This is a genomic window from Microcoleus sp. D3_18a_C4 (assembly GCF_036702415.1).
Taxonomy (GTDB): Bacteria; Cyanobacteriota; Cyanobacteriia; order Cyanobacteriales; family Microcoleaceae; genus Microcoleus.
The window spans coordinates 30,992-49,088 of record NZ_JAUBTI010000032.1 but is presented as its reverse complement, the minus strand read 5'-3'; the positions used below and the strand labels follow the sequence as shown (position 1 = coordinate 49,088).

Genomic DNA, 18,097 nt, shown 5'->3' with positions numbered 1-18,097 from the left:
TTATTTAGTTTCCATCCAATTTTGCCCAGCGTGGATGTCAACTATCAGGGGTACGGTAAGTGGCAGAGCATTTTCCATCGCAGTTCTAATTTTCGGCTGCAATTCTTCCCATTCATGGGGAGGGACTTCAAAGATTAATTCATCGTGAACTTGCAGCAGCAGCCGCGCCTGATAGTTTTGCAAAATTTTGTGTACTTCAATCATGGCAAGTTTAATGATATCAGCACTAGAGCCTTGAATGGGAGCGTTGGCTGCCGCCCGCAAAGATTGGGCGTCATCTCTGCTGAGAGATTTAAGTCGATCGGAGTGAATGTCTTGGGGATTGCGGCCTTTTAAGTCGCGGAGGCTTTCGCTCTCGAAGTTTAAGTAACGGCGGCGGCCGAGTATTGTGGTAACGTATCCGAGGGCGATCGCCTCTTTTTTTACTTTCTCCAAATATTCAAAAACTTTACTGTAACGCTCGTTAAATCGCTTAATAAACTCTTTGCCGTCTGCTGAAGTTTTGCCCATCGATCGCCCAAACTTGATCGCTCCCATACCGTAAACTACCCCAAAATTAATCGTTTTGCCAAACCTGCGCTCGTCGGGAGTTATTTCTTCCTTTTCAAACAACAGTTGAGCCGTCACGGTATGCACATCTCGGTTATTTTGATAAGCTTCAATTAACACAGGTTCTTGACTCAAGTGAGCCAAAATTCGCAGTTCAATTTGAGAATAGTCAGCCGACACCATCAGCCAACCTTCTTCCGGTAAAAAAGCTTTGCGAATTTGCCGCGAAAACTCGGTGCGGATGGGAATATTTTGTAAATTTGGATTGGAAGAAGAAAGCCTACCCGTACCAGTTGCAGCTTGGTTGAAATCTGTATGCACTCGCCCGGTATCCGCACGCACTAACTGCGGCAAAGCATCGACATAAGTTGATTTCAACTTGGATAATGTTCGGTGTTCTAATAAATCGTCTACAATCGGGTGGTCTCCTTGCAATTTATCCAAAACAGCCGCGTCTGTAGAGTATCCCGTCTTAGTTTTGCGAGACTTTTTCTGAAACTCATCGGGGATTTTTTCTAACAAGATTTCGCTGAGTTGTTTTGGGGAACCTAAATTAAACTTTCTCCCCGCTGCTTGATAAGTTTTTTCTTCTATTTCTTTTAAGCTCTTTTCTAGCTGTTGCGATAGTTCTTGCAGATATGCTGAATCAATGCGAATTCCGCAATATTCCATTTCTGCTAAAACTGGTTCTAGGGGCTGTTCTACTTCCAGCAGCAACCGATGCAGAGACTTTCCGGGAAAGTTAGCTTCATCCGCTTTATCTAATTCTGCTCTAAGTCTACCTACTAACTGAAATGTAGTGTAAACATCCATGCCACAGTAGTCTGCTACTTCTCGAATGCTGATGTCAGCAATTGTTTTGTTTTTCGGCACTAATTCATTGTAAGTTTTGGCGACAATGCCTAAGTATTTCTTTGACAATTCGCTGAGACTGTGGCTAGTTTCTGGGTTGAGTACGTAACTGGCTAGCATGGTGTCGAAGACGACTCCGGCTAGTTTGATTCCTTGACAACGCAGGATCGATCGATCGAACTTAGCATTTTGCAGCGCCTTGGGATAATTATCGCTTTCCAAAATCGGACGCAAAGCATTCAAAACTGTGGCTTTGTCCAAGTTTGTGCCCGTTTTGTGTCCGGTTGGGATATAAGCTACATCTTGTTCACCGGTTCCCCAACAGCAGCCAATTCCGACTAATTCGGCGTCTCGCGGTTCGATGGCAGTAGTTTCGGTATCCCACGCCACGGGCGAGGCTTTGTCGGTGAAGGTTTGTAGCAGTTGAACTAATTCGTTTAACTGTTCGGTTGTTTGAATTATTCGGGGTTTAATGGGCAGTTTGTTTTCCTGCTGGGCGGCTTTGGTATCATCATGACTCCAAAAGGATAAGGCGTTTTCTTCTGAACTTTCAGAAGTTGGAGGTGACTTATCTATTGTGGGGTGGGCATCTTGCCCGCCCTGTTCCAAGGGCTTTTCTACACCCTCCAATGGCTGCTCTAGGGTGTTTTCCGACGAGGCAGAGCCTCTGGATATGCGTTCCCGGGCAGAGCCGGGGAACGAGGATTCTTCTTCTTGTTTTTCCTTCTCTTCAACGCCACCAAAACGCTTTTGAATTTGTTTAACTTTGCTTAAAAATGTTTTAAATTCCAACTTTTCCAGCATGGGAATTAAGGCTGATTCGTCAAAACCTATAAGCTGGCAATCTTCTAAGTTGATTTCTAATGGCACGTCTTGGACAATTGTCGCCATGCGTTGAGAATGATAAGCAGCTTCTTTGCCTTCTTCTAGCTTTTTCTTAGTTGCTCCTTTAATCTCATCGATGGCTGCATAAATTCCATCAAGGGACTTGTAAGCTTCCAGCAATTGCAGTGCGGTTTTGTCGCCGATGCCTTTGACTCCGGGGATGTTGTCGGATTTGTCGCCGCACAAAGCTTTGTAATCTATTACTTGTTGGGGCAAAATGCCGAGTTTTTCTTTGACTGCTTCCGGGCCGTATTCTTGGGATTTGCCTTTGCCCGATCGCCTGAGTTCATCGGTACTCAAATATAATACGCTGATTTGTTTTTCGGTTTCTACTAATTGAAACAAATCTCGATCGCCCGTGAGGATTTTGACCTGATAACCCGCCGCGCTCGCTTTGTTTGCCAAAGTTCCCAAAACATCGTCCGCCTCGTAGCCCGGAGCAGTTATTGCAGGTAAATTCAAATAGGTGAGCAATTCTTGCAGGTTTTTGATATCCGGCTTAAAATCTTCGGGTGTTTCGGCTCGACCGGCTTTGTAGGTGTCGTCTGCTTCGTGGCGAAATGTGGGCGTGGCGAGGTCAAAGGCGATCGCCATGTACTGGGGATCGTGGGCGGCCATAACTTCCAGCAGCGACTTGAGAAAGCCAAAACAGACGCTGGTGGGAATGCCTGTTGTCGTTCGCAAGCCTCCGTCTCGACTTTTGGCAAAGGCGAAGTAGGAGCGAAAGGCCAGAGAGTGGCCGTCAACTAAGATGAAGATGGGAGCTTGATTTGCCGACACAGACACAAATACCGATCGCACGAAAGGATTTTCTCATTGTACTCAGTTGTCCGCCTGCATTGATCGACCCTAGGGATGGCCCGCAGACTTGAGGACGCTTGACACTCGATCGGATCTCGGCTTAGTGTGCAGCTTGGCTGAGAATAGTACAAGATGGTGAAATACCTAACACTAACCTTGCGGTGAGCGTGTAGGCTTCGTGTCTCATTTGCCGTTGCTCTGTTGGGGATATCCATTGCTGAATATTCGTCACTCAAGACGATCCAAGTCTTACACAGCATAAGAAGGCTTTGCAGCCTTTATCCCGACCTAGGGAACCCACGCAGAAACCCTGTTTCCCAAGGCAAAAAACTATTCCGTATGACAAACTTGGATTGTATTTCAAATTAGGACGTATCCCAATAACCAGCGGTCTGTCTTTTCCCCCTTTCTCTCGCAGTTATCCTTGGTAAGCATACTACTGCTACTGTGACCTGTTGTTTGCAGCCGAGTGGGTGGGTCGCAACCACTTATATCTTACCATCTTTTTGTGAGAAAGCAGGAAATTTTTGATTATTTCATAGACCTTGCGAAAGCTTATATCCCAACGCCCAATTGAGTACAATTACAGCGTGGGACTTACGCCAATTGAGTTAAGTACGATTCCCTACGGGATAGCCTCGCTTCACGCGAATTTACCAACACCTGCCCGAAGCCTATGGCTGACATTAATCGATGCTACGAAATCCTCGAAATTGAGCCAGGAAGTTCCCTAGAAGAAATTAAGCGCGCTTACAGGGATTTAGCGTTTGTGTGGCATCCCGATCGGTTTGCCCACAACGATCGCCTGCAACAAAAAGCTCAACAACGATTAACAGAAATTAATGAAGCTTACCAGGAGTTGGTGTTGTTTCTGAGTCAGCCTGAATCAAAGTCGATCGAACAACAGTTTCAGCAGCCACCGCCCCCTGCGCCGGAAAAGCCGCTGCGAAGGCGTTCTGCAAAATCAGCCGCCAAGCCTGGTTCCCAGCGCCGTCAAACCCGCCCAAAAGCCGCCTCCAAAAAATTTCTAACTCAAAAAAACTCTTCAAGCAAGAAACGATTTACCACTCACAATAGCCCAGCGTGGCGGGGCACAAAGCAACCAGGGCGAATCGTTGCGAGGAAAGCAGGGCCATCTCAAAACTATCGAAAGCTTACTTCGAGAAGGAAAACAGAATTTTCAACTCAATACTCAAAACCACGAATCCCGCCGAGGGAAGTGCGGCCATCTCAACACTATTCAAGCTTCCCCTGGTGGCCGCTGGCAATCGCTGTGGCGAGTTACGCTTTGACCGGTTGGATTTTGACGAAATCAGCCGCCCCGCTGTGGATGTGGGCTTTAATCTGCGGTGCAGATTGGCTGTGGGCTGCGATTTTGCTGGCGGAGGGTTCGGCAATGCCTAGAGTGTGGCTGGCGGCGTTAGTTTTGGCTGGGGCGGTGGGGGGGTCGATCGCTGGTTTTCAGGCGGGAGGAATGGTCACTGGGGCTGCTTGGGCAGCAGTTGGGGCTGGTTTGGGGGCGATCGCCAGTTCTGAGGCCCAGTATCGGGCTGTGGCTGTTGTGTTGGCTGTAGGGGGAGTGGTGGCAGTGGTGGGATTGATGGCGGGAACGGTTTCTGGGAATTGGGTTAAGGCGTTGGTGACGGCCGTGTGTTGGGCGCTTGTCGGCTTGATGTGCGGGCTGGCGACGGAAGTAGGCGTCAATTCTGGCGGCCCCGTCGGGCTCCGAGGTGCGATCGGGCTGGGGATTGGGGCGTGGGCGGGGGTTTTTGCTGGGGCGGGTTCGGGGGATCTCGTCCAAGCTTTGGCTGTCGCCGGGTCTAAGACTGTTTATGGGGCTTGGGCTGCGATCGGCATTATTGCTGGAGTTGTGGCGCGGATGGTAGCTGCAGAAAGGTTGATCCACACCTGCAGCGGGCTTTATACGTTTATCCTGTTGGTGGCTACTTCCGGTTTTGGGCTGTGGCTGGGAAGTTGGTTGGGCGATCGTATCTTTTGAATAAGTCATCAGTCATCAGTCATTAGTCATCAGTCATTAGTCAACAGTCATCAGTCATCAGTCATTAGTCAACAGTCATCAGTCATCAGTCAACAGTCATCAGTCAACAGTCATCAGTCAACAGTCAACAGTCAACAATCATGAGGATTCCAACCGGAATCGATCTAAATCCCAGCACTTATCGCTTTTCAGCAGCGCTTCAAACTCCGCCCTTGGCAAAGCTGGGCTGAAAAGATGGCCTTGAATTTCGTCACATTCGTACTCGCACAAAAAATCCAGTTCTTGCTCATTTTCTACCCCCTCAGCCACCACCGTCATGTTCATGCAGTGTGCCATTTGAATAATCGCTATTGTTATCGCTGCATTTTGGCGATCGTCTGCAATGTTGCGAATAAAACTCTTGTCTATTTTAATCGCATCAAACGGAAAGCGTTTCGGATAACTCAAAGAAGAATATCCCGTCCCAAAATCATCAATTGCTATCCTAATCCCCTGATCTTTCCACACCCTAAAAGCTTTAGCGGCTGCAATTTCGTCTTGCAAAACAAGACTTTCCGTCAGTTCTAATTCCAAACACTTGGGATCGAGATCGGTTTCTGTTAATATCTCCCTGACTCTTTCCGTGAAATTTTTGCGCTCGAATTGACGGGCTGACACGTTAACGGCCACTCGCAGGGGCGGCAAACCTGCTCTTTGCCATGTTTTAGTTTGCCTGCAAGCAGTCTCTAATACCCATTCACCCAAGGGTGCAATCAAGCCCATTTCTTCAGCCATTGGAATAAATTCCCCAGGGGAAACTCGCCCCCGTTCTGGATGATTCCAGCGGACTAAAGCTTCAGCACCAATAATTTTACCTGTTTTAATTGCTATTTGCGCCTGATAGTATATTTCAAACTCTGAGCTTTTTAAAGCATGGCGCAAGCAAGTTTCTTGAAGAAGTGTATTAATAAAAAAATTAGCATTTTTTGCGGTATAAAAATGATAAGTATTGCCGCCTTTCTGCTGAGATTGATACATTGCTATATAAGCATTTTTCAGCATTTCATCACCGTCAGTGCCGTCTCCGGGATACAAGCATATCCCCATACTAGCAGTGACATAGACTTCGCAATCTTTGACAATCATAGCTTGGGATACAGTATCTAAAATGTTTTGAGCAATCTTAGCCACATCCTGTTTTTCTGCCACTTGTTTGAGAATCAGCGCGAATTCGGCTGCTTCCAAACGAGCAACAATATTAATATTTTCCATGCAGTTAGTTAGCCGCTGGGCGATGGTGCAAAGCACTGAGTCGCCGATATCGTGTCCCCAGGTACTGTTAATGCGGTTGATTTTATCTAAGCTAAGTGTGACAACTGGAACGACTCCTGACAATTCTTTTTGATCGTCTAATACTCGACTTAATTTTTCTCGCAAAAATGAACGATTCGGCAGGTTTGTCAAGCTGTCATACTGATGTCGGTAGAGTGCCAGTTGAATAGTTGTGTGCAAGTTTTTTTCTTCAAATGGCTTGACAATATAGCCGAACGGTTTTGTACTATTGACTCGTCGCAAAGTAGTTTCATCGGCATAAGCTGTCAGATAAACTACCGGAATTTGAAAGCGCAAGCGAATTTCTTCGGCGGCTGTAATGCCGTCGATTTCTCCTTGCAGATTAACATCCATTAAAACTAAATCCGGGCGCAATTTTGCTGCCGATTCTATCGCTTCTTCTCCCGAATAGACCATCCCAGTTATTCTATATCCTAGAGATATCAAACTGTCGGAAATGTCTTCCGCAATGATGCTCTCGTCTTCAACTATCAGAATTTTTTTGTTGGACACTAATTTTTCTCCTCAGAGTGCAATTTGGGTTGACAAAAGGTTATTCTAAAAGTCGTGCCAGCAGTTTCTAACAGTTCTATTTCCCCGCGGATTTGCTTGACTAAAGACCCGACAAGTCGCAAACCCAAGGTTCGGGCTGTGCGATAATCTAAGTCTTGAGGAAAACCAATTCCGCTGTCGCTCACGGTTAGCACGCAAACTCTGTTATTATCTAAAGTGAAATCTATGTTAATTTTACCTTTAACTTGTCCTTTAAAGGCATATTTGAGGGCATTTGTCACAAGCTCGTTGATAATTAACCCGCAGGGAACGGCCGTATCAATATTGAGAGAACACGGCGCAATATTTGTTTGCAAGTTGACGCCTTCTGCATGATTTTCATAAGCTTGGAATAAATTGTGGGCGAGATTTTGGATGTATTCAGCAAAGTCAATGTTTGACAAGTCTTTGGATTGATACAATTGTTCGTGAACCAGGGCCATCGATCTGACTCGGTTTTGACTTTCTTTTAACATTTCACTAACGCGGCTGTCTTGAATGTAGCGAGACTGAAGTTTCAGCAGGCTAGAAATAACTTGGAGGTTGTTTTTGACGCGGTGGTGAATTTCTTGGAGAAGGACTTCTTTTTCGGCGAGGGAGGCTTTGATTTGATCCTCATCCCGTTTGCGGTCTGTAATGTCGCGTACTACCGCTTGGAGAAATTTTTGTCCGTTAATTTCCATTGCGTTTAACAGAACTTCTGCAGAAAATTCTGAACCGTCGAGTCGTTGGTGTACCCAGTCAAATCGACAGCTACCTATGAGCATTGCTATGTTCATTTTCTGTGCAGCTAAACTGGCTGAATCTTGTCCGTTAGGCTGAAATGGCGGGGAAAATTCCCTCGGATGCTTGCCGTAAAATTCTTGTTTGTTGCTACAGCCAAATATTTTTAAGGTGGCGGGGTTGCAGTCAAAAAACTCATGTTCGTCAAGCAACATTACTGCGTCGCTGGTGGCTTCATAAAGGCTGCGAAATTTGTGTTCTGATTCTTGCAGCGAGCAAATCAATTGGTTTTTGAGAGCTTCTGCACGCTTGCGGTCGCTAATGTCTATTCCTACAGAAACGGCTGCGGTTCCCTGATGATATTTCTGAGCTACTATCAAATAGTTGCGGACGAAACCGTGAATTTCTATTTCTATTTCTTGGCAGGTTTGCTGAGATGAACTGTTAAAAAAAATTCGGATAAGTTCTCCGAAAGTCGAGCCTTTGTCGAGAAAGTTGATTTCTTGACCGACAAAGCTTTCAGGAGACAGGTTGAATGAGGTTGCTAAGTGCTGGTTGACTCCAATATACCGCAAATCTGAACTGATCCAAGAAATCAGTCCGGGTACGGCATCCAAGACGGCGCGAAGTTGGTCTGTAGCTTCTTGGAGTGCTTGTTCCGATCGCTTGCGATCGCTAATATCTGTGGCCGTTCCGCACAAGCCTAAAATAGCGCCGTTTTCAGCTTGGTTGACGATGCTGTTGACGCGCAGGTGGACGGGAGTACCGTCTTTGCGAATGTGTACTGTTTCGTAAGGAGAATTAGCGGTTTGTGGCTGAATTTTGGTTTTTGCTAAAAGTTGGGCAAATATTTCTCTTGGTCTATTTTCTTGATCGGGAACTAAAAAATCGGTGAAGCGCCTTCCGATCATTTCTGGCGGTTCGTAACCGTAGATGCGTTTGGCGGCGGAATTGACAAAAGTCAAGAGGCCTTCAATATCGATCGACCAAATCAATTCTTGGGAGGTTTCTACGAGGTTGCGGTACTTTTTTTCGCTTTCGGCAAGTGCTGCATTGAAGACTGCCGTCTGCTGCTGCAGTCTGTCTTCTAATTCTTGATTGGCCGTTTCCAGAGTGGCAATGGACTGCTCGCGCTCGGTAATTTCAGTAGAAACACCGACGGCGCCGACAACTTCGCCGTTTCCATCTCGCAGGGCTGCCGATCGAATTTCGTGAATACAATGCCCCTGTCGGGCATTCCAAGTGCGATCGTTTCCTGCTATTACCTCGGCAATATTTTCTAAGATATCTGGCTGGCTGCTGTAAACTTCACCAATCGACAGCCCGACAGTTGCACCGGGTTTGAGTCCCAAATTTTCTAATCCTTTCCCTGCTGCAAGGGTTAACTTGCCTTCTCTGTCTGTTGCCCACAGGAAAACGGGGGCACAACTGACGGCGGCGTGAAGGGTTTCGTTGGCTTGTTTGATCCGCTCGATTTCTGCGTGAAGCAGATCCTGGGTGGTGTTTAATTCTACCCTTAGTCGATCGGCTTTTTGCTGCCAACTGGCAGCAGTAGCGCACATTTCTGCGAGATTGCGGGAACGACAGATGGATTGGTTGCAGTGTGACATGGTTACTCTAGGGCGCACTGTATATTTAACCTCAGCCTATCTTTTAAGCATAAACTTTTTAAGTCAAATATTACAATTAGCAGGAATACTCCTCCGACCAAGATGCGATATATTAAAGCTACTTTAAAGGATTCAGAAATTGACGCTCGCTCAGGCTTTCCGGCGACAGTTCACAAATTGATAATAAGCTGAATAATGCCTGCCAGTCAGTATTTTTACGGTAACTCTTTGTAGTAGTGCAAAAAGAAGTTCCGCAATCCTCGGCTTGCACAAGAACTGGGATTGTAAATTTATTATATTTGTTTGCGTAGATTCACGCACCGAGGCATCTGGAATCTGGAATTTGTAAATATAGCCAGCGCGCCCGACAGTTAGGACGCGCTTAATTGCACTTGTCCCATGCGTATCGCCTCTGCCTTCTTCCTTCTTCTTTCTGCCTTCTTCCTTTTTCCCTCTTCCCTCTTTCTTCCATCCGCTACATCTTGTACAGTGCTCGTTGCCGAACTTTCTTCAATTAACTCCCCAAATTTTGACAGTTTTGTCTAAGCTGCCACTGATAATAGTTTCACGATCGCTGCTAAAAGTAAGACAAGTAACAGAGCTTTGATGTCCGCTGAGAGTGTGAATATTTTCGCCCGTACTGGCGTTCCAAAATTTGATATTACCATCGGCACTAGCACTGACAACAGTGAGTCCGTCGGCACTAAAGGCGATCGCATTTATCGAGTTAAAATGCCCTGCCAAAGTGATTGAACTATCTGGACTGGATAACTGCCGCAGTTGAATATTTCTGTCCCAGCCGCCAGTAGCCAAAGTCTGCCCGTCTGGACTGAAAGCCAGACAATTCGCATAACCCTTAATTGTTTGGGAGCATTCTCGGCTGCGGAGGTTCCACAGTTTAATTGTACCGTCAGAACTGCTGCTAGCGAGAGTTTGTGCGATCGGGCTAAAAGCAAGACTAACAATTCCTGCTTTATGAGCTCCCCAAGTTAAAAGACTGCCAAAAGTACAGATTAACTTTCCCGTCTCTAAATTCCAAATTTTGATTGTAGTATCTGCCGAACCTGTGGCGATAACTTGACTGTCGGGACTGAGGACAATTGCGCTAATTTCCTCTTCATGTCCGAGGGAAGTATGCCGCAATTCTCCTCCCTGCCAAATTTCGATCGCACGGTGTTTCGGAGTATTTCTGCTTCTCACAAAAAGTTCGCTTTCTTGGCAAAGGACAAAAGTTTCTTGAGCGCGGGGATACTTGTCAACAGTATAGAGTATTTCTCCTGTCTCTACATCGCAAATTCTAATTATTTTCCCGTGCAAACTCGCCGTGCGATCACCTCCGGGACTAAGCGCCAGATTTGTGCCAGTTTTGACAGTGCGGATGCAGTCAAAAAGCTTGTAAGGCACGAATTCTTTTAAAGCTTGGCGCACTAGAGGTTCTGTCCTCGATCGCAAAATTAAATAAGCAACTCGCTGCACTTCTGGTGCGGGGTCAAGCAGCGCCTCAATTGCTAAATTCAAACCAGCGCCTCCGTATTTAGGAGCGTCTTTAACAGCGGCCATCCGAGCCTCGATACTAGGACTGTTGAAGCGCTGCTTGACTCCGGCGATGCCTCCCAAAACAGCGCCGGCGATCGGGATTTGACTTTGGCCGCCGAGGACGGCATCATATTCTCTGGGTTGGTTAGAATTGTCGGGCATCATACGATTTTAGATTTTAGATTTTAGATTTTAGATTGAAGAATTGGAGGATTGAAAAAAGGGAACTCACGCACGGATAAATCGGGGCAATTGTTATCGGATACTATGTTTTTAATTTCTGCACAGATGAATCCGGGGGCTTGTAACCGGGCTGCTTTCGGGGGCGCTAAAACCGGGTTTAATATCACAAGTTCTAACTTCTTGACTGTTGCTGTTTATGCTATTATAATCAAATTAGCGTTTCACACAAAAATCCGAAAGTGATATGTCACACTTCACAACGATCAAGGTTCAGATCAAGAACGGCGAACTGCTACATCAAGTGTTGGAAGAGTTGGGTTATCAAGTAGAGTCCAATGTGCAGGTACGGGGTTATCGGGGTGACAAAACTAATGCGGAGTACGTGATTCGGCAATCCAACGGTTACGATTTGGGTTTTCGCCGCAGCGGAGAGGATTACGAATTGGTGGCGGATTTTTGGGGCGCTCGAATTAATCAGCAGGAATTTGTCAATTTAATTAGTCAACAATACGCGCGCAAAAGTTTGATGGCGGCGGTGCAGTCAGAGGGTTTTCATGTTGAAGAAGAGGAAACTTTGGCAGATGGAACGCTGAGAGTTGTAGTGGGTAGATGGGTTTAAGACTCGCTCTGGATTAACTCGTTTTTAGGTATCAAGAGGAATCACCATGTGGCGATCGGCGATCGTACTAATCATCCTGGCGCTTGTAGTTGGCATTGTTGGCGCGATCGCCCTTGGAACATACCGCTGGCATCTCGGTACCACGGAACTGCGAGCCAATCTGGAAGCTGCGCGATCGCCGATTAAACCTCTCACATTTGATGCGCGGGAAATCGCCGATTTACCCCAGCCAGTGCAGCGCTACTTTCGCGCGGTGCTCAAGGATGGACAACCGCTAATTGCAGCAGCGCGGGTTTCCCACGAAGGCACATTTAACATGAGCGAAACCGCAGAAAAATGGAGCGCCTTCACCTCAACTCAACTCGTAATTACTCAGCGCCCTGGCTTTGACTGGGAGGGGCGAATTGCCATGATCCCCGGTATCAATGCGTTTGTTCATGATGCCTACATTTCTGGCGAAGGCATCCTCCATGCAGCGCTGCTGGGCCTAGTGACTCTGGCGGATATCCGCGGCACTCCAGAAGCTGCCCAAGGGGAACTGATGCGCTTTTTCGCGGAGGCGGCTTGGTATCCGACGAGACTGCTTCCGAGTCAGGGTGTTCGCTGGGAGGCTCTTGACAATTCTTCGGCCAGAGCAACGCTACAGGATGGCGACACCGCTGTTTCCCTGGATTTCCGCTTTGATGAAGCAGGGCTAATCGCCAGTATCCGCGCCGAGGCCCGCGCCCGTACAGTTAACGGGGGGCTGGTGTTTGCGCCCTGGCAGGGCCGTTTCTGGGACTACGAATTGCGAGACGGTATGCGGATTCCGCTCTGCGGTGAGGTGGCGTGGCAACTGCCTGATGGCTCGCTATTTCCCTACTGGCGCGGCCGCATCACGAATATTGCCTATGAGTTTGCACGATGATTCTAGTTTGTGTTGTCGGTTGCGTCTGAGATTTTCTCCCCTATTTCATGGGAACAATTTGAGCGTTGGAGTACACAGGTAAACGGCTATTAGCAAAAAAAGTTAATTACCCATGAACATTACAGAACTCAAGACAGCAGTAAGGGAACTTCCAGAAAATGAACTCGCAGAGTTTCTCGAATGGCTTGATGAGTTTCAAGCAGCTCTCGCCGATCGCCAGTGGATCGATGGTGTACGAGTTAAGATAGATGCTGCTGTTGCCATGTCCGAACATACTCCACCGATTGATGGCGAAACTTTTATTGCAGGGATTTGCGATAAACGTTTCCCAAAATAGCTTGGAGGCTGGGTTATTACTTTCATCGCAAGATGGAGGCAATTTTATTCTTCTTCTTCATCGAAGAAATCAGATTCATTCGCCGCCTTATTGTCACTATTTGACTCTTCAACTGTGCTGGTATTTTGATGGATATTTTCCAATAAATCCGCCTGTTTTAACAAGTGTCTGAGTAATCGAACTTTTAAAGATTTATTACCGTGAATTGGCACAGAGATTCGGATTGAGCTTCCTGCTTTCCCCTAGATGTGGTGACTGCCTTGAACTCTTAATAATATCCACTCATTACGTTGTAGCAGCTTTGCTAACTCTTTGCCAGACATGGAGTTCATATCGCTATCTCCATAATTTTGTCTCGCTCATTTGTCTCGATGGATTCAATATCTACACGCTTGGCAACCTTCGATTGCTTCATAGAGGTTTTGCAGCAGTTCCTCGAAGGTTTCTCCCTCTGTTGCACAGCCAGGAATAGCAGGAACTTCGGCCCAGTATCCGCCTTCTTCTGCTTCGTGAATGATAATTTTGATTTTCAATTGATTCTCCTAATTTATTCTCAAAACTTACCTCTTCATTACTGTACCAGACTTTACTCCTCCAAGTCCACCTGTTTAACCTGCTCTAAAGGTATATTTAGCGCTTCTGCAATTTGTTCGTCGCTCAAGCCAAACTGCCGTAATTTATCAATTGTTTCAATCTTAGTTTGATTTTTGCTTTTCTGCTGCTGCAAGTCGGGATTTTCCGGCTGACTTTTATCTGGCGTAGGAGTAGAGGGTTCAGGGCAATTATTTATGCAGCCAATACCAATAATATTTTTATTAATATTGTTTTCATTGCCAAAAGTTATATTCAGATTTATATGCCTTTCTAACACGGATTCAAGATTACTTTTTTTCACTTGTTCGCCAAACACTTCAGATAACATTTGCAAAAGCTCGTGACTAGCCTTTTTAACGTGCTGGGAGCTATAATCATAAGTTTCGGCAACGTCAGCATATCTTTGACGATTCAGTATTCCCGAAATAATTTTTCGCTGCAAGTTATTTAGACGTTTACCTGTGTTGGTATAGACAGCTTCATCGACAAATTGCAATATCTGAGGACTGTCCATAGGTGGGATGGTGAGATAATTTTAGTTACTATAGCAAACTTTTTCCAACTTTTTCCAACTTTTTGCACCTTGGATCTCAATTGTTGGAAGTTCCCACTTTTTCCAACTTTTTTGGCTTTACAGGGTTGGTGAGAGAACTCTACTATATGGAATATCTGCGCTTAGGAAAATCGTGATATTGATCTTCTGTTATTGTCTCAGAGTTCGGTTTATGCAGAGCCAAGTATTCAATAGTAAGAGTAACTTCACAATCAACTATTATGTCTAAAAGAAGAAAAGCACTAATTGCCGCAGGTATAGCCTTTTTTACAATACCAGGATTACATCGATTATATCTTGGAGATACTATAGTAGGCAGATTACTGATAATTCCCTTTTTCTGTCTCTTTGGGTTCTGGTGGTCTGAGCAGACGAGAAATTTTGTACTGATTCCAACAGTTTGTTTGTATTGGATAGCATTAATTGTAACAGCGATCGATTTTATCCGCTTTTGGCGGATGTCTGACCGAGAGTTCGATACTACATATACTACTATAACTTTTCATAGAAACCCAGTATATAGAGACCCAGTATACTGGTTACAAGGATTTAGTAGTCTGGCAGTCATGATAGGCGGAGCTGGTCTATTCTTCAAGGATCGAGTGTTGTGTTTTCCAGAAGTTCTTGTAAGACCGTGTATCCTGGTAACAGAGGGTGATAGTATCTTTAATTCAAAAGGAATAGAAATCAGCAGGGAACTTGCTTCGGCTATTCAAAATTTTTCTCCGTACCTATTGGGTTTTGGTGGTATTTTTTTGCTGGGTTCAATATTGAAATATGGCATCCGTACTCCTTGATTTTACCTCTTTAGTGTCAAATTACTAAAAGTTATTATAGCAATTTTATGTTTTAAGCGATCGCCCTAACCAGACAAAAGTGCGATCGCCCGCAACTACCAAATAGTTTCAACATTAGGAATATCATACCGCCGCCCGATCGCAACTAAGATGCGATCGCGCGGCAATTGCTCGATCGCCTGGATGATGCAACGATCGGTCAAACAACGGGACTCAGTATTCAGGATGTGCGGAATTTGCGATCTGCTCAAAATTAGAGTCCAGTTATCCACCTGCTTTCAGCCACCCAAAAACCTGCTCCACTGTCAAATCTAATGTTAAAAAACTTGGCACGGGCAACCGATCTTGTCCCGTTAACTCAACTGGTTCTCGTCCGGGAATAAATGCTAAAATAAACCGTTCCTCTGGATCGATTAACCATCCGAGCTGAGTCCCGTATTTCAAACAGTGTAAAATATTACTAATCACCTTAGTTGCTTTCTGGTCTGGGGATAAAATTTCTACTGTCCAGTCGGGATGAATTTCAAAGGAATTCGGAACTTCGCCATCCGCTTCAAAAGTGATTCTATCCCAAGCAAATACTGTAGCATCAGGTACAATAGAACGCCCGCCAAAAGTACAGCGCAATTCGGGAAAAGCAAGAGCAATTCGTTCTGTTTCCGCAACTAGATTAACAGCGTTGCAAAACTTGAGTTGCAAACGAGAATGTTTGCCTTGAGGCATAATCTTTTGGTGAATGCGTCCGTTAATAAATTCACTCGCAGGTTGAGTTTCCGGTAGTTTGAGGAAAGCTTCGAGAGTGAGAGAAATGGGAAGTGCTGCTGTCATCGCTTTGAATTCGGTGTCATTGCCACTCTGCCATAATTTTATCATTAACTCTATTCTGTGTTTGTAGATCGATCGACCTCACCCTCACCCTCATCCTCCAAAATCTCACCCAAATAGCGCTGCACAAACTCCCGCGCTGCATCTATATCGAGCAACTTTAATGCCACAACCATCTTCACAAGCGTGTCTCCAGTTGGATCTATCAACTCATTAAACCAACGATAGACAACAGAACTTCGCACGCCCATTGCGATCGCCAATTTGTTTTGGCTAATGCCATAGGTGTTCAGCACATCTCTCAGAACTTGACCAGCTTTTCCCATGCACCCCATGATGCCAAGGGATGCCCCAACCGTAAATAACTACACATATGTAGTGATTGGGATATGATTTGGATGGTTGCAGAAGAATTGAGGCAACTGACGAGTAGGGCGATCGCATTTCATAAACCTGATGTTTGGGAATCGTGCGATCGCCCGTCAAGTTCGTAGGCCGGGGCCGGGGCGTAGCCATCGACCTTCCGATACAATCGAGATAGCGATCCCCATTCCCGATTCCCACCATGACATTCATCAACCCCAAAACCGATTACGCCTTCACAAAAATATTTGGTTCCTCAGAAAGCAAAGACATTCTGATCAGCTTTCTCAACGCCATAATTTACGAGGGCAATCCTACCATTGAAGACTTAGAAATTATCGACCCCAACCTCCCGCCCAAAGTCGAAGGTTTAAAAGACTCCTCTTTAGATGTCAAAGCCCAACTAGCCGACGGTACTTTAGTCATCATTGAAATGCAGGTATTAAACGTCGAATCTTTCGGACAAAGAATCTTGTACAACGCCGCCAAAACCTACGCATCTCAATTGCAAAAGGGACAAGGATATCGAATGCTCAGACCAGTAATTGCCTTAACAATAACTGATTTCGAGATGTTTAAAAACAGCAACAACTTAATTTCGAGATTTGTCTACAAAGAAGAGATTTCTAACTTACCCTATCCCGATAACGATCTAAAGTTAGTATTTGTAGAATTACCAAAATTTACCAAAACAGTAGACCGACTAGAGACTCTAGCAGATAAATGGCTCTATTTCATGAAATACGCGGTAACGATAACGGAAATCCCGCCAGTAATGGATAGCGTACCCGAAATCCATCAAGCTTTTGACATCGCAGATCGAGTGAATTTAAGCCCGGAGGAAATAGCAAATATCGAACGGCAAGAAATGTTTATTTACGACCAGCAAGGAGCGATAATTAAAGCTGTTAAAGATGCTGTTCAAGAAAGCAGACAAGAAAGCAGACAAGAAGGCCGACAAGAAGGCCGACAAGAAGAAAAGCTGACGATCGCACGGCAGTTACTCGATCGCCTAGATGACGCAACAATCGCTCAAATAACCGGACTTAGCGTTGAGTACGTGCAGAATTTGCGATCGGAATGAGATTTATTTCAAAAAGGGATCTCGCACCCGTCAAGTTCGTCGGCCGGGGCCGGGGCGTAGCCATCGCCCTATTGATACAATCGAAATAGCAGTCGTGATTCCCGATTCCAACCATGACATTCATCAACCCCAAAACCGATTACGCCTTCAAAAGAATATTTGGCTCCTCAGAAAGCAAAGACATTCTGATCAGTTTTCTCAACGCCATGATTTACGATGGCAATCCTACCATTGCAGACTTAGAAATTATCGACCCTAACTTACCGCCCAAAGTCGAAGGCTTGAAAGATACTTATTTAGATGTCAAAGCCAAACTAATTGATGGTAGGCTAGTCATTATTGAAATGCAGGTATTAAACGTAGAGTCTTTCGGCAAGAGAGTTTTGTACAACGCAGCCAAAACTTACGCCTTTCAATTGCAAAAAGGAGAAGGCTACCGAATGCTCAAACCCGTGATTGCCTTAACACTGACTGATTTCGAGATGTTTCCAAATAGCGAACAGCTAATTTCGAGATTTGTCTACAAAGAAGTAACGAGCAATCTCCCATATACCGATAATAACATCGAGTTGGTATTTGTAGAACTTCCTAAATTCACCAAAGAAGTAGACCAGCTAGAAACCCTTGCGGATAAATGGATATATTTCATGAAATATGCGAGGACGATAACGGATGTCCCGGCAGTAATGGATAGCGTTCCAGAGATTCATCAAGCCTTTGACATCGCCAATCAAGTGAATTTAACCCTTGATGAATTGGCAGATATCGAACGCAGAGAAATGTTTATTTACGACCAACAAGGAGCTATAATCCAAGCCGTTCAAGCAGAAAAGCTGGCGATCGCACGGCAATTGCTCGATCGCCTAGATGACGCAACCATAGCCCAAATAACCGGACTTAGCGTTCAGGATGTGCGGAATTTGCGATCGGAAGTTTGATGCGTCGAAAACCAGACATGACATTGTTCGGGTCCATTTTCTTAGTCTGGGGAGGCAGACTTCGTTTGACAAGAAGCGG

Annotated in this window: 16 protein-coding genes and 1 pseudogene; 8 read left to right on the top strand and 9 right to left on the bottom strand. The window is 45.5% G+C overall.

What is annotated here, in order from left to right:
• On the bottom strand, positions 1-3,087 hold the full coding sequence (gene polA, locus QUB16_RS16290; protein WP_333317589.1) for a DNA polymerase I: 3,087 nt from the start codon (positions 3,085-3,087) through the stop codon (positions 1-3).
• A gap of 676 nt (positions 3,088-3,763) precedes the next feature.
• Here polA and QUB16_RS16285 point away from each other — a divergent pair.
• Positions 3,764-5,086: a J domain-containing protein gene (locus QUB16_RS16285; protein WP_333317587.1), complete on the top strand. Its 1,323-nt coding sequence runs from the start codon at positions 3,764-3,766 to the stop codon at positions 5,084-5,086.
• Positions 5,087-5,224: 138 nt separating this feature from the next.
• Here the strand turns inward: QUB16_RS16285 and QUB16_RS16280 are convergent, their stop codons facing one another.
• The 3 genes from QUB16_RS16280 to QUB16_RS16270 all read right to left on the bottom strand — a co-directional run bounded on the left by QUB16_RS16280 (position 5,225) and on the right by QUB16_RS16270 (position 10,983).
• A complete protein-coding gene (locus tag QUB16_RS16280) occupies positions 5,225-6,910 on the bottom strand; it encodes an EAL domain-containing protein (RefSeq protein ID WP_333317585.1) in 1,686 nt (561 codons plus the stop codon).
• Positions 6,910-9,282 carry a PAS domain S-box protein gene (locus QUB16_RS16275; RefSeq protein ID WP_333317583.1) on the bottom strand — a complete coding sequence of 791 codons (2,373 nt, stop codon included), beginning with the start codon at positions 9,280-9,282 and terminating at the stop codon, positions 6,910-6,912. Before QUB16_RS16275 ends, QUB16_RS16280 begins: the two co-directional genes overlap by 1 nt.
• Before the next feature lie 510 nt (positions 9,283-9,792).
• Positions 9,793-10,983, bottom strand: coding sequence for a WD40 repeat domain-containing protein (locus QUB16_RS16270; protein ID WP_333317581.1), 1,191 nt, complete (start codon positions 10,981-10,983; stop codon positions 9,793-9,795).
• A gap of 262 nt (positions 10,984-11,245) precedes the next feature.
• Here QUB16_RS16270 and QUB16_RS16265 point away from each other — a divergent pair, with 262 nt between their 5' ends.
• The 3 genes from QUB16_RS16265 (at position 11,246) to QUB16_RS16255 (ending at position 12,864) form a co-directional block, all read left to right on the top strand.
• A complete protein-coding gene (locus QUB16_RS16265) occupies positions 11,246-11,620 on the top strand; it encodes a DUF1257 domain-containing protein (RefSeq protein ID WP_333317579.1) in 375 nt (124 codons plus the stop codon).
• Positions 11,621-11,666: 46 nt separating this feature from the next.
• Positions 11,667-12,527, top strand: coding sequence for a DUF6920 family protein (locus tag QUB16_RS16260; protein ID WP_333317577.1), 861 nt, complete (start codon positions 11,667-11,669; stop codon positions 12,525-12,527).
• A 112-nt stretch (positions 12,528-12,639) separates the two neighbouring features.
• Positions 12,640-12,864, top strand: coding sequence for a hypothetical protein (locus QUB16_RS16255; RefSeq protein WP_333317576.1), 225 nt, complete (start codon positions 12,640-12,642; stop codon positions 12,862-12,864).
• A gap of 44 nt (positions 12,865-12,908) precedes the next feature.
• Here QUB16_RS16255 and QUB16_RS16250 read toward each other — a convergent pair whose 3' ends face one another.
• The 3 genes from QUB16_RS16250 to QUB16_RS16240 all read right to left on the bottom strand — a co-directional run bounded on the left by QUB16_RS16250 (position 12,909) and on the right by QUB16_RS16240 (position 13,954).
• Positions 12,909-13,076, bottom strand: a complete 168-nt coding sequence (locus QUB16_RS16250; protein ID WP_333317574.1) for a hypothetical protein — start codon at positions 13,074-13,076, stop codon at positions 12,909-12,911.
• Between the two features lie 165 nt (positions 13,077-13,241).
• Entirely contained in the window at positions 13,242-13,397 is a 156-nt protein-coding gene (locus QUB16_RS16245; protein ID WP_333391067.1) for a type II toxin-antitoxin system HicB family antitoxin, read from the bottom strand.
• A 53-nt stretch (positions 13,398-13,450) separates the two neighbouring features.
• Positions 13,451-13,954, bottom strand: coding sequence for a hypothetical protein (locus tag QUB16_RS16240; RefSeq protein WP_333317572.1), 504 nt, complete (start codon positions 13,952-13,954; stop codon positions 13,451-13,453).
• A 278-nt stretch (positions 13,955-14,232) separates the two neighbouring features.
• Here QUB16_RS16240 and QUB16_RS16235 point away from each other — a divergent pair, with 278 nt between their 5' ends.
• On the top strand, positions 14,233-14,808 hold the full coding sequence (locus QUB16_RS16235) for a hypothetical protein (RefSeq protein ID WP_333317571.1): 576 nt from the start codon (positions 14,233-14,235) through the stop codon (positions 14,806-14,808).
• Between the two features lie 152 nt (positions 14,809-14,960).
• Positions 14,961-15,065, top strand: a pseudogene (locus QUB16_RS33605) (Rpn family recombination-promoting nuclease/putative transposase); the annotation flags it as partial.
• Positions 15,066-15,072: 7 nt separating this feature from the next.
• On the opposite strand, the gene QUB16_RS16225 reads toward QUB16_RS33605, so the two are convergent.
• Both QUB16_RS16225 and QUB16_RS16220 read right to left on the bottom strand, forming a co-directional pair.
• Positions 15,073-15,681: a Uma2 family endonuclease gene (locus QUB16_RS16225; RefSeq protein WP_333247200.1), complete on the bottom strand. Its 609-nt coding sequence runs from the start codon at positions 15,679-15,681 to the stop codon at positions 15,073-15,075.
• Positions 15,682-15,686: 5 nt separating this feature from the next.
• Positions 15,687-15,959 (bottom strand): helix-turn-helix transcriptional regulator, encoded by a 273-nt coding sequence (locus QUB16_RS16220; protein ID WP_333243632.1) that lies wholly within the window; start codon positions 15,957-15,959, stop codon positions 15,687-15,689.
• A 239-nt stretch (positions 15,960-16,198) separates the two neighbouring features.
• Here QUB16_RS16220 and QUB16_RS16215 point away from each other — a divergent pair, with 239 nt between their 5' ends.
• A complete protein-coding gene (locus tag QUB16_RS16215) occupies positions 16,199-17,080 on the top strand; it encodes an Rpn family recombination-promoting nuclease/putative transposase (protein ID WP_333317567.1) in 882 nt (293 codons plus the stop codon).
• A gap of 113 nt (positions 17,081-17,193) precedes the next feature.
• On the top strand, positions 17,194-18,018 hold the full coding sequence (locus tag QUB16_RS16210) for an Rpn family recombination-promoting nuclease/putative transposase (RefSeq protein WP_333317565.1): 825 nt from the start codon (positions 17,194-17,196) through the stop codon (positions 18,016-18,018).
• The last annotated feature ends 79 nt before the right edge of the window (positions 18,019-18,097 follow it).

Excerpts from the sequence above, each read along its gene's own strand:
- QUB16_RS16275 (WP_333317583.1), bottom strand. The coding sequence starts at position 9,282 with ATGTCACACTGCAACCAATCCATCTGTCGTTCCCGCAATCTCGCAGAA.
- QUB16_RS16220 (WP_333243632.1), bottom strand. The coding sequence starts at position 15,959 with ATGGGAAAAGCTGGTCAAGTTCTGAGAGATGTGCTGAACACCTATGGC.
- QUB16_RS16235 (WP_333317571.1), top strand. The coding sequence starts at position 14,233 with ATGTCTAAAAGAAGAAAAGCACTAATTGCCGCAGGTATAGCCTTTTTT.
- QUB16_RS16265 (WP_333317579.1), top strand. The coding sequence starts at position 11,246 with ATGTCACACTTCACAACGATCAAGGTTCAGATCAAGAACGGCGAACTG.
- QUB16_RS16260 (WP_333317577.1), top strand. The coding sequence starts at position 11,667 with ATGTGGCGATCGGCGATCGTACTAATCATCCTGGCGCTTGTAGTTGGC.
- QUB16_RS16225 (WP_333247200.1), bottom strand. The coding sequence starts at position 15,681 with ATGATAAAATTATGGCAGAGTGGCAATGACACCGAATTCAAAGCGATG.
- QUB16_RS16255 (WP_333317576.1), top strand. The coding sequence starts at position 12,640 with ATGAACATTACAGAACTCAAGACAGCAGTAAGGGAACTTCCAGAAAAT.
- QUB16_RS16210 (WP_333317565.1), top strand. The coding sequence starts at position 17,194 with ATGACATTCATCAACCCCAAAACCGATTACGCCTTCAAAAGAATATTT.
- QUB16_RS16285 (WP_333317587.1), top strand. The coding sequence starts at position 3,764 with ATGGCTGACATTAATCGATGCTACGAAATCCTCGAAATTGAGCCAGGA.
- QUB16_RS16270 (WP_333317581.1), bottom strand. The coding sequence starts at position 10,983 with ATGATGCCCGACAATTCTAACCAACCCAGAGAATATGATGCCGTCCTC.
- QUB16_RS16215 (WP_333317567.1), top strand. The coding sequence starts at position 16,199 with ATGACATTCATCAACCCCAAAACCGATTACGCCTTCACAAAAATATTT.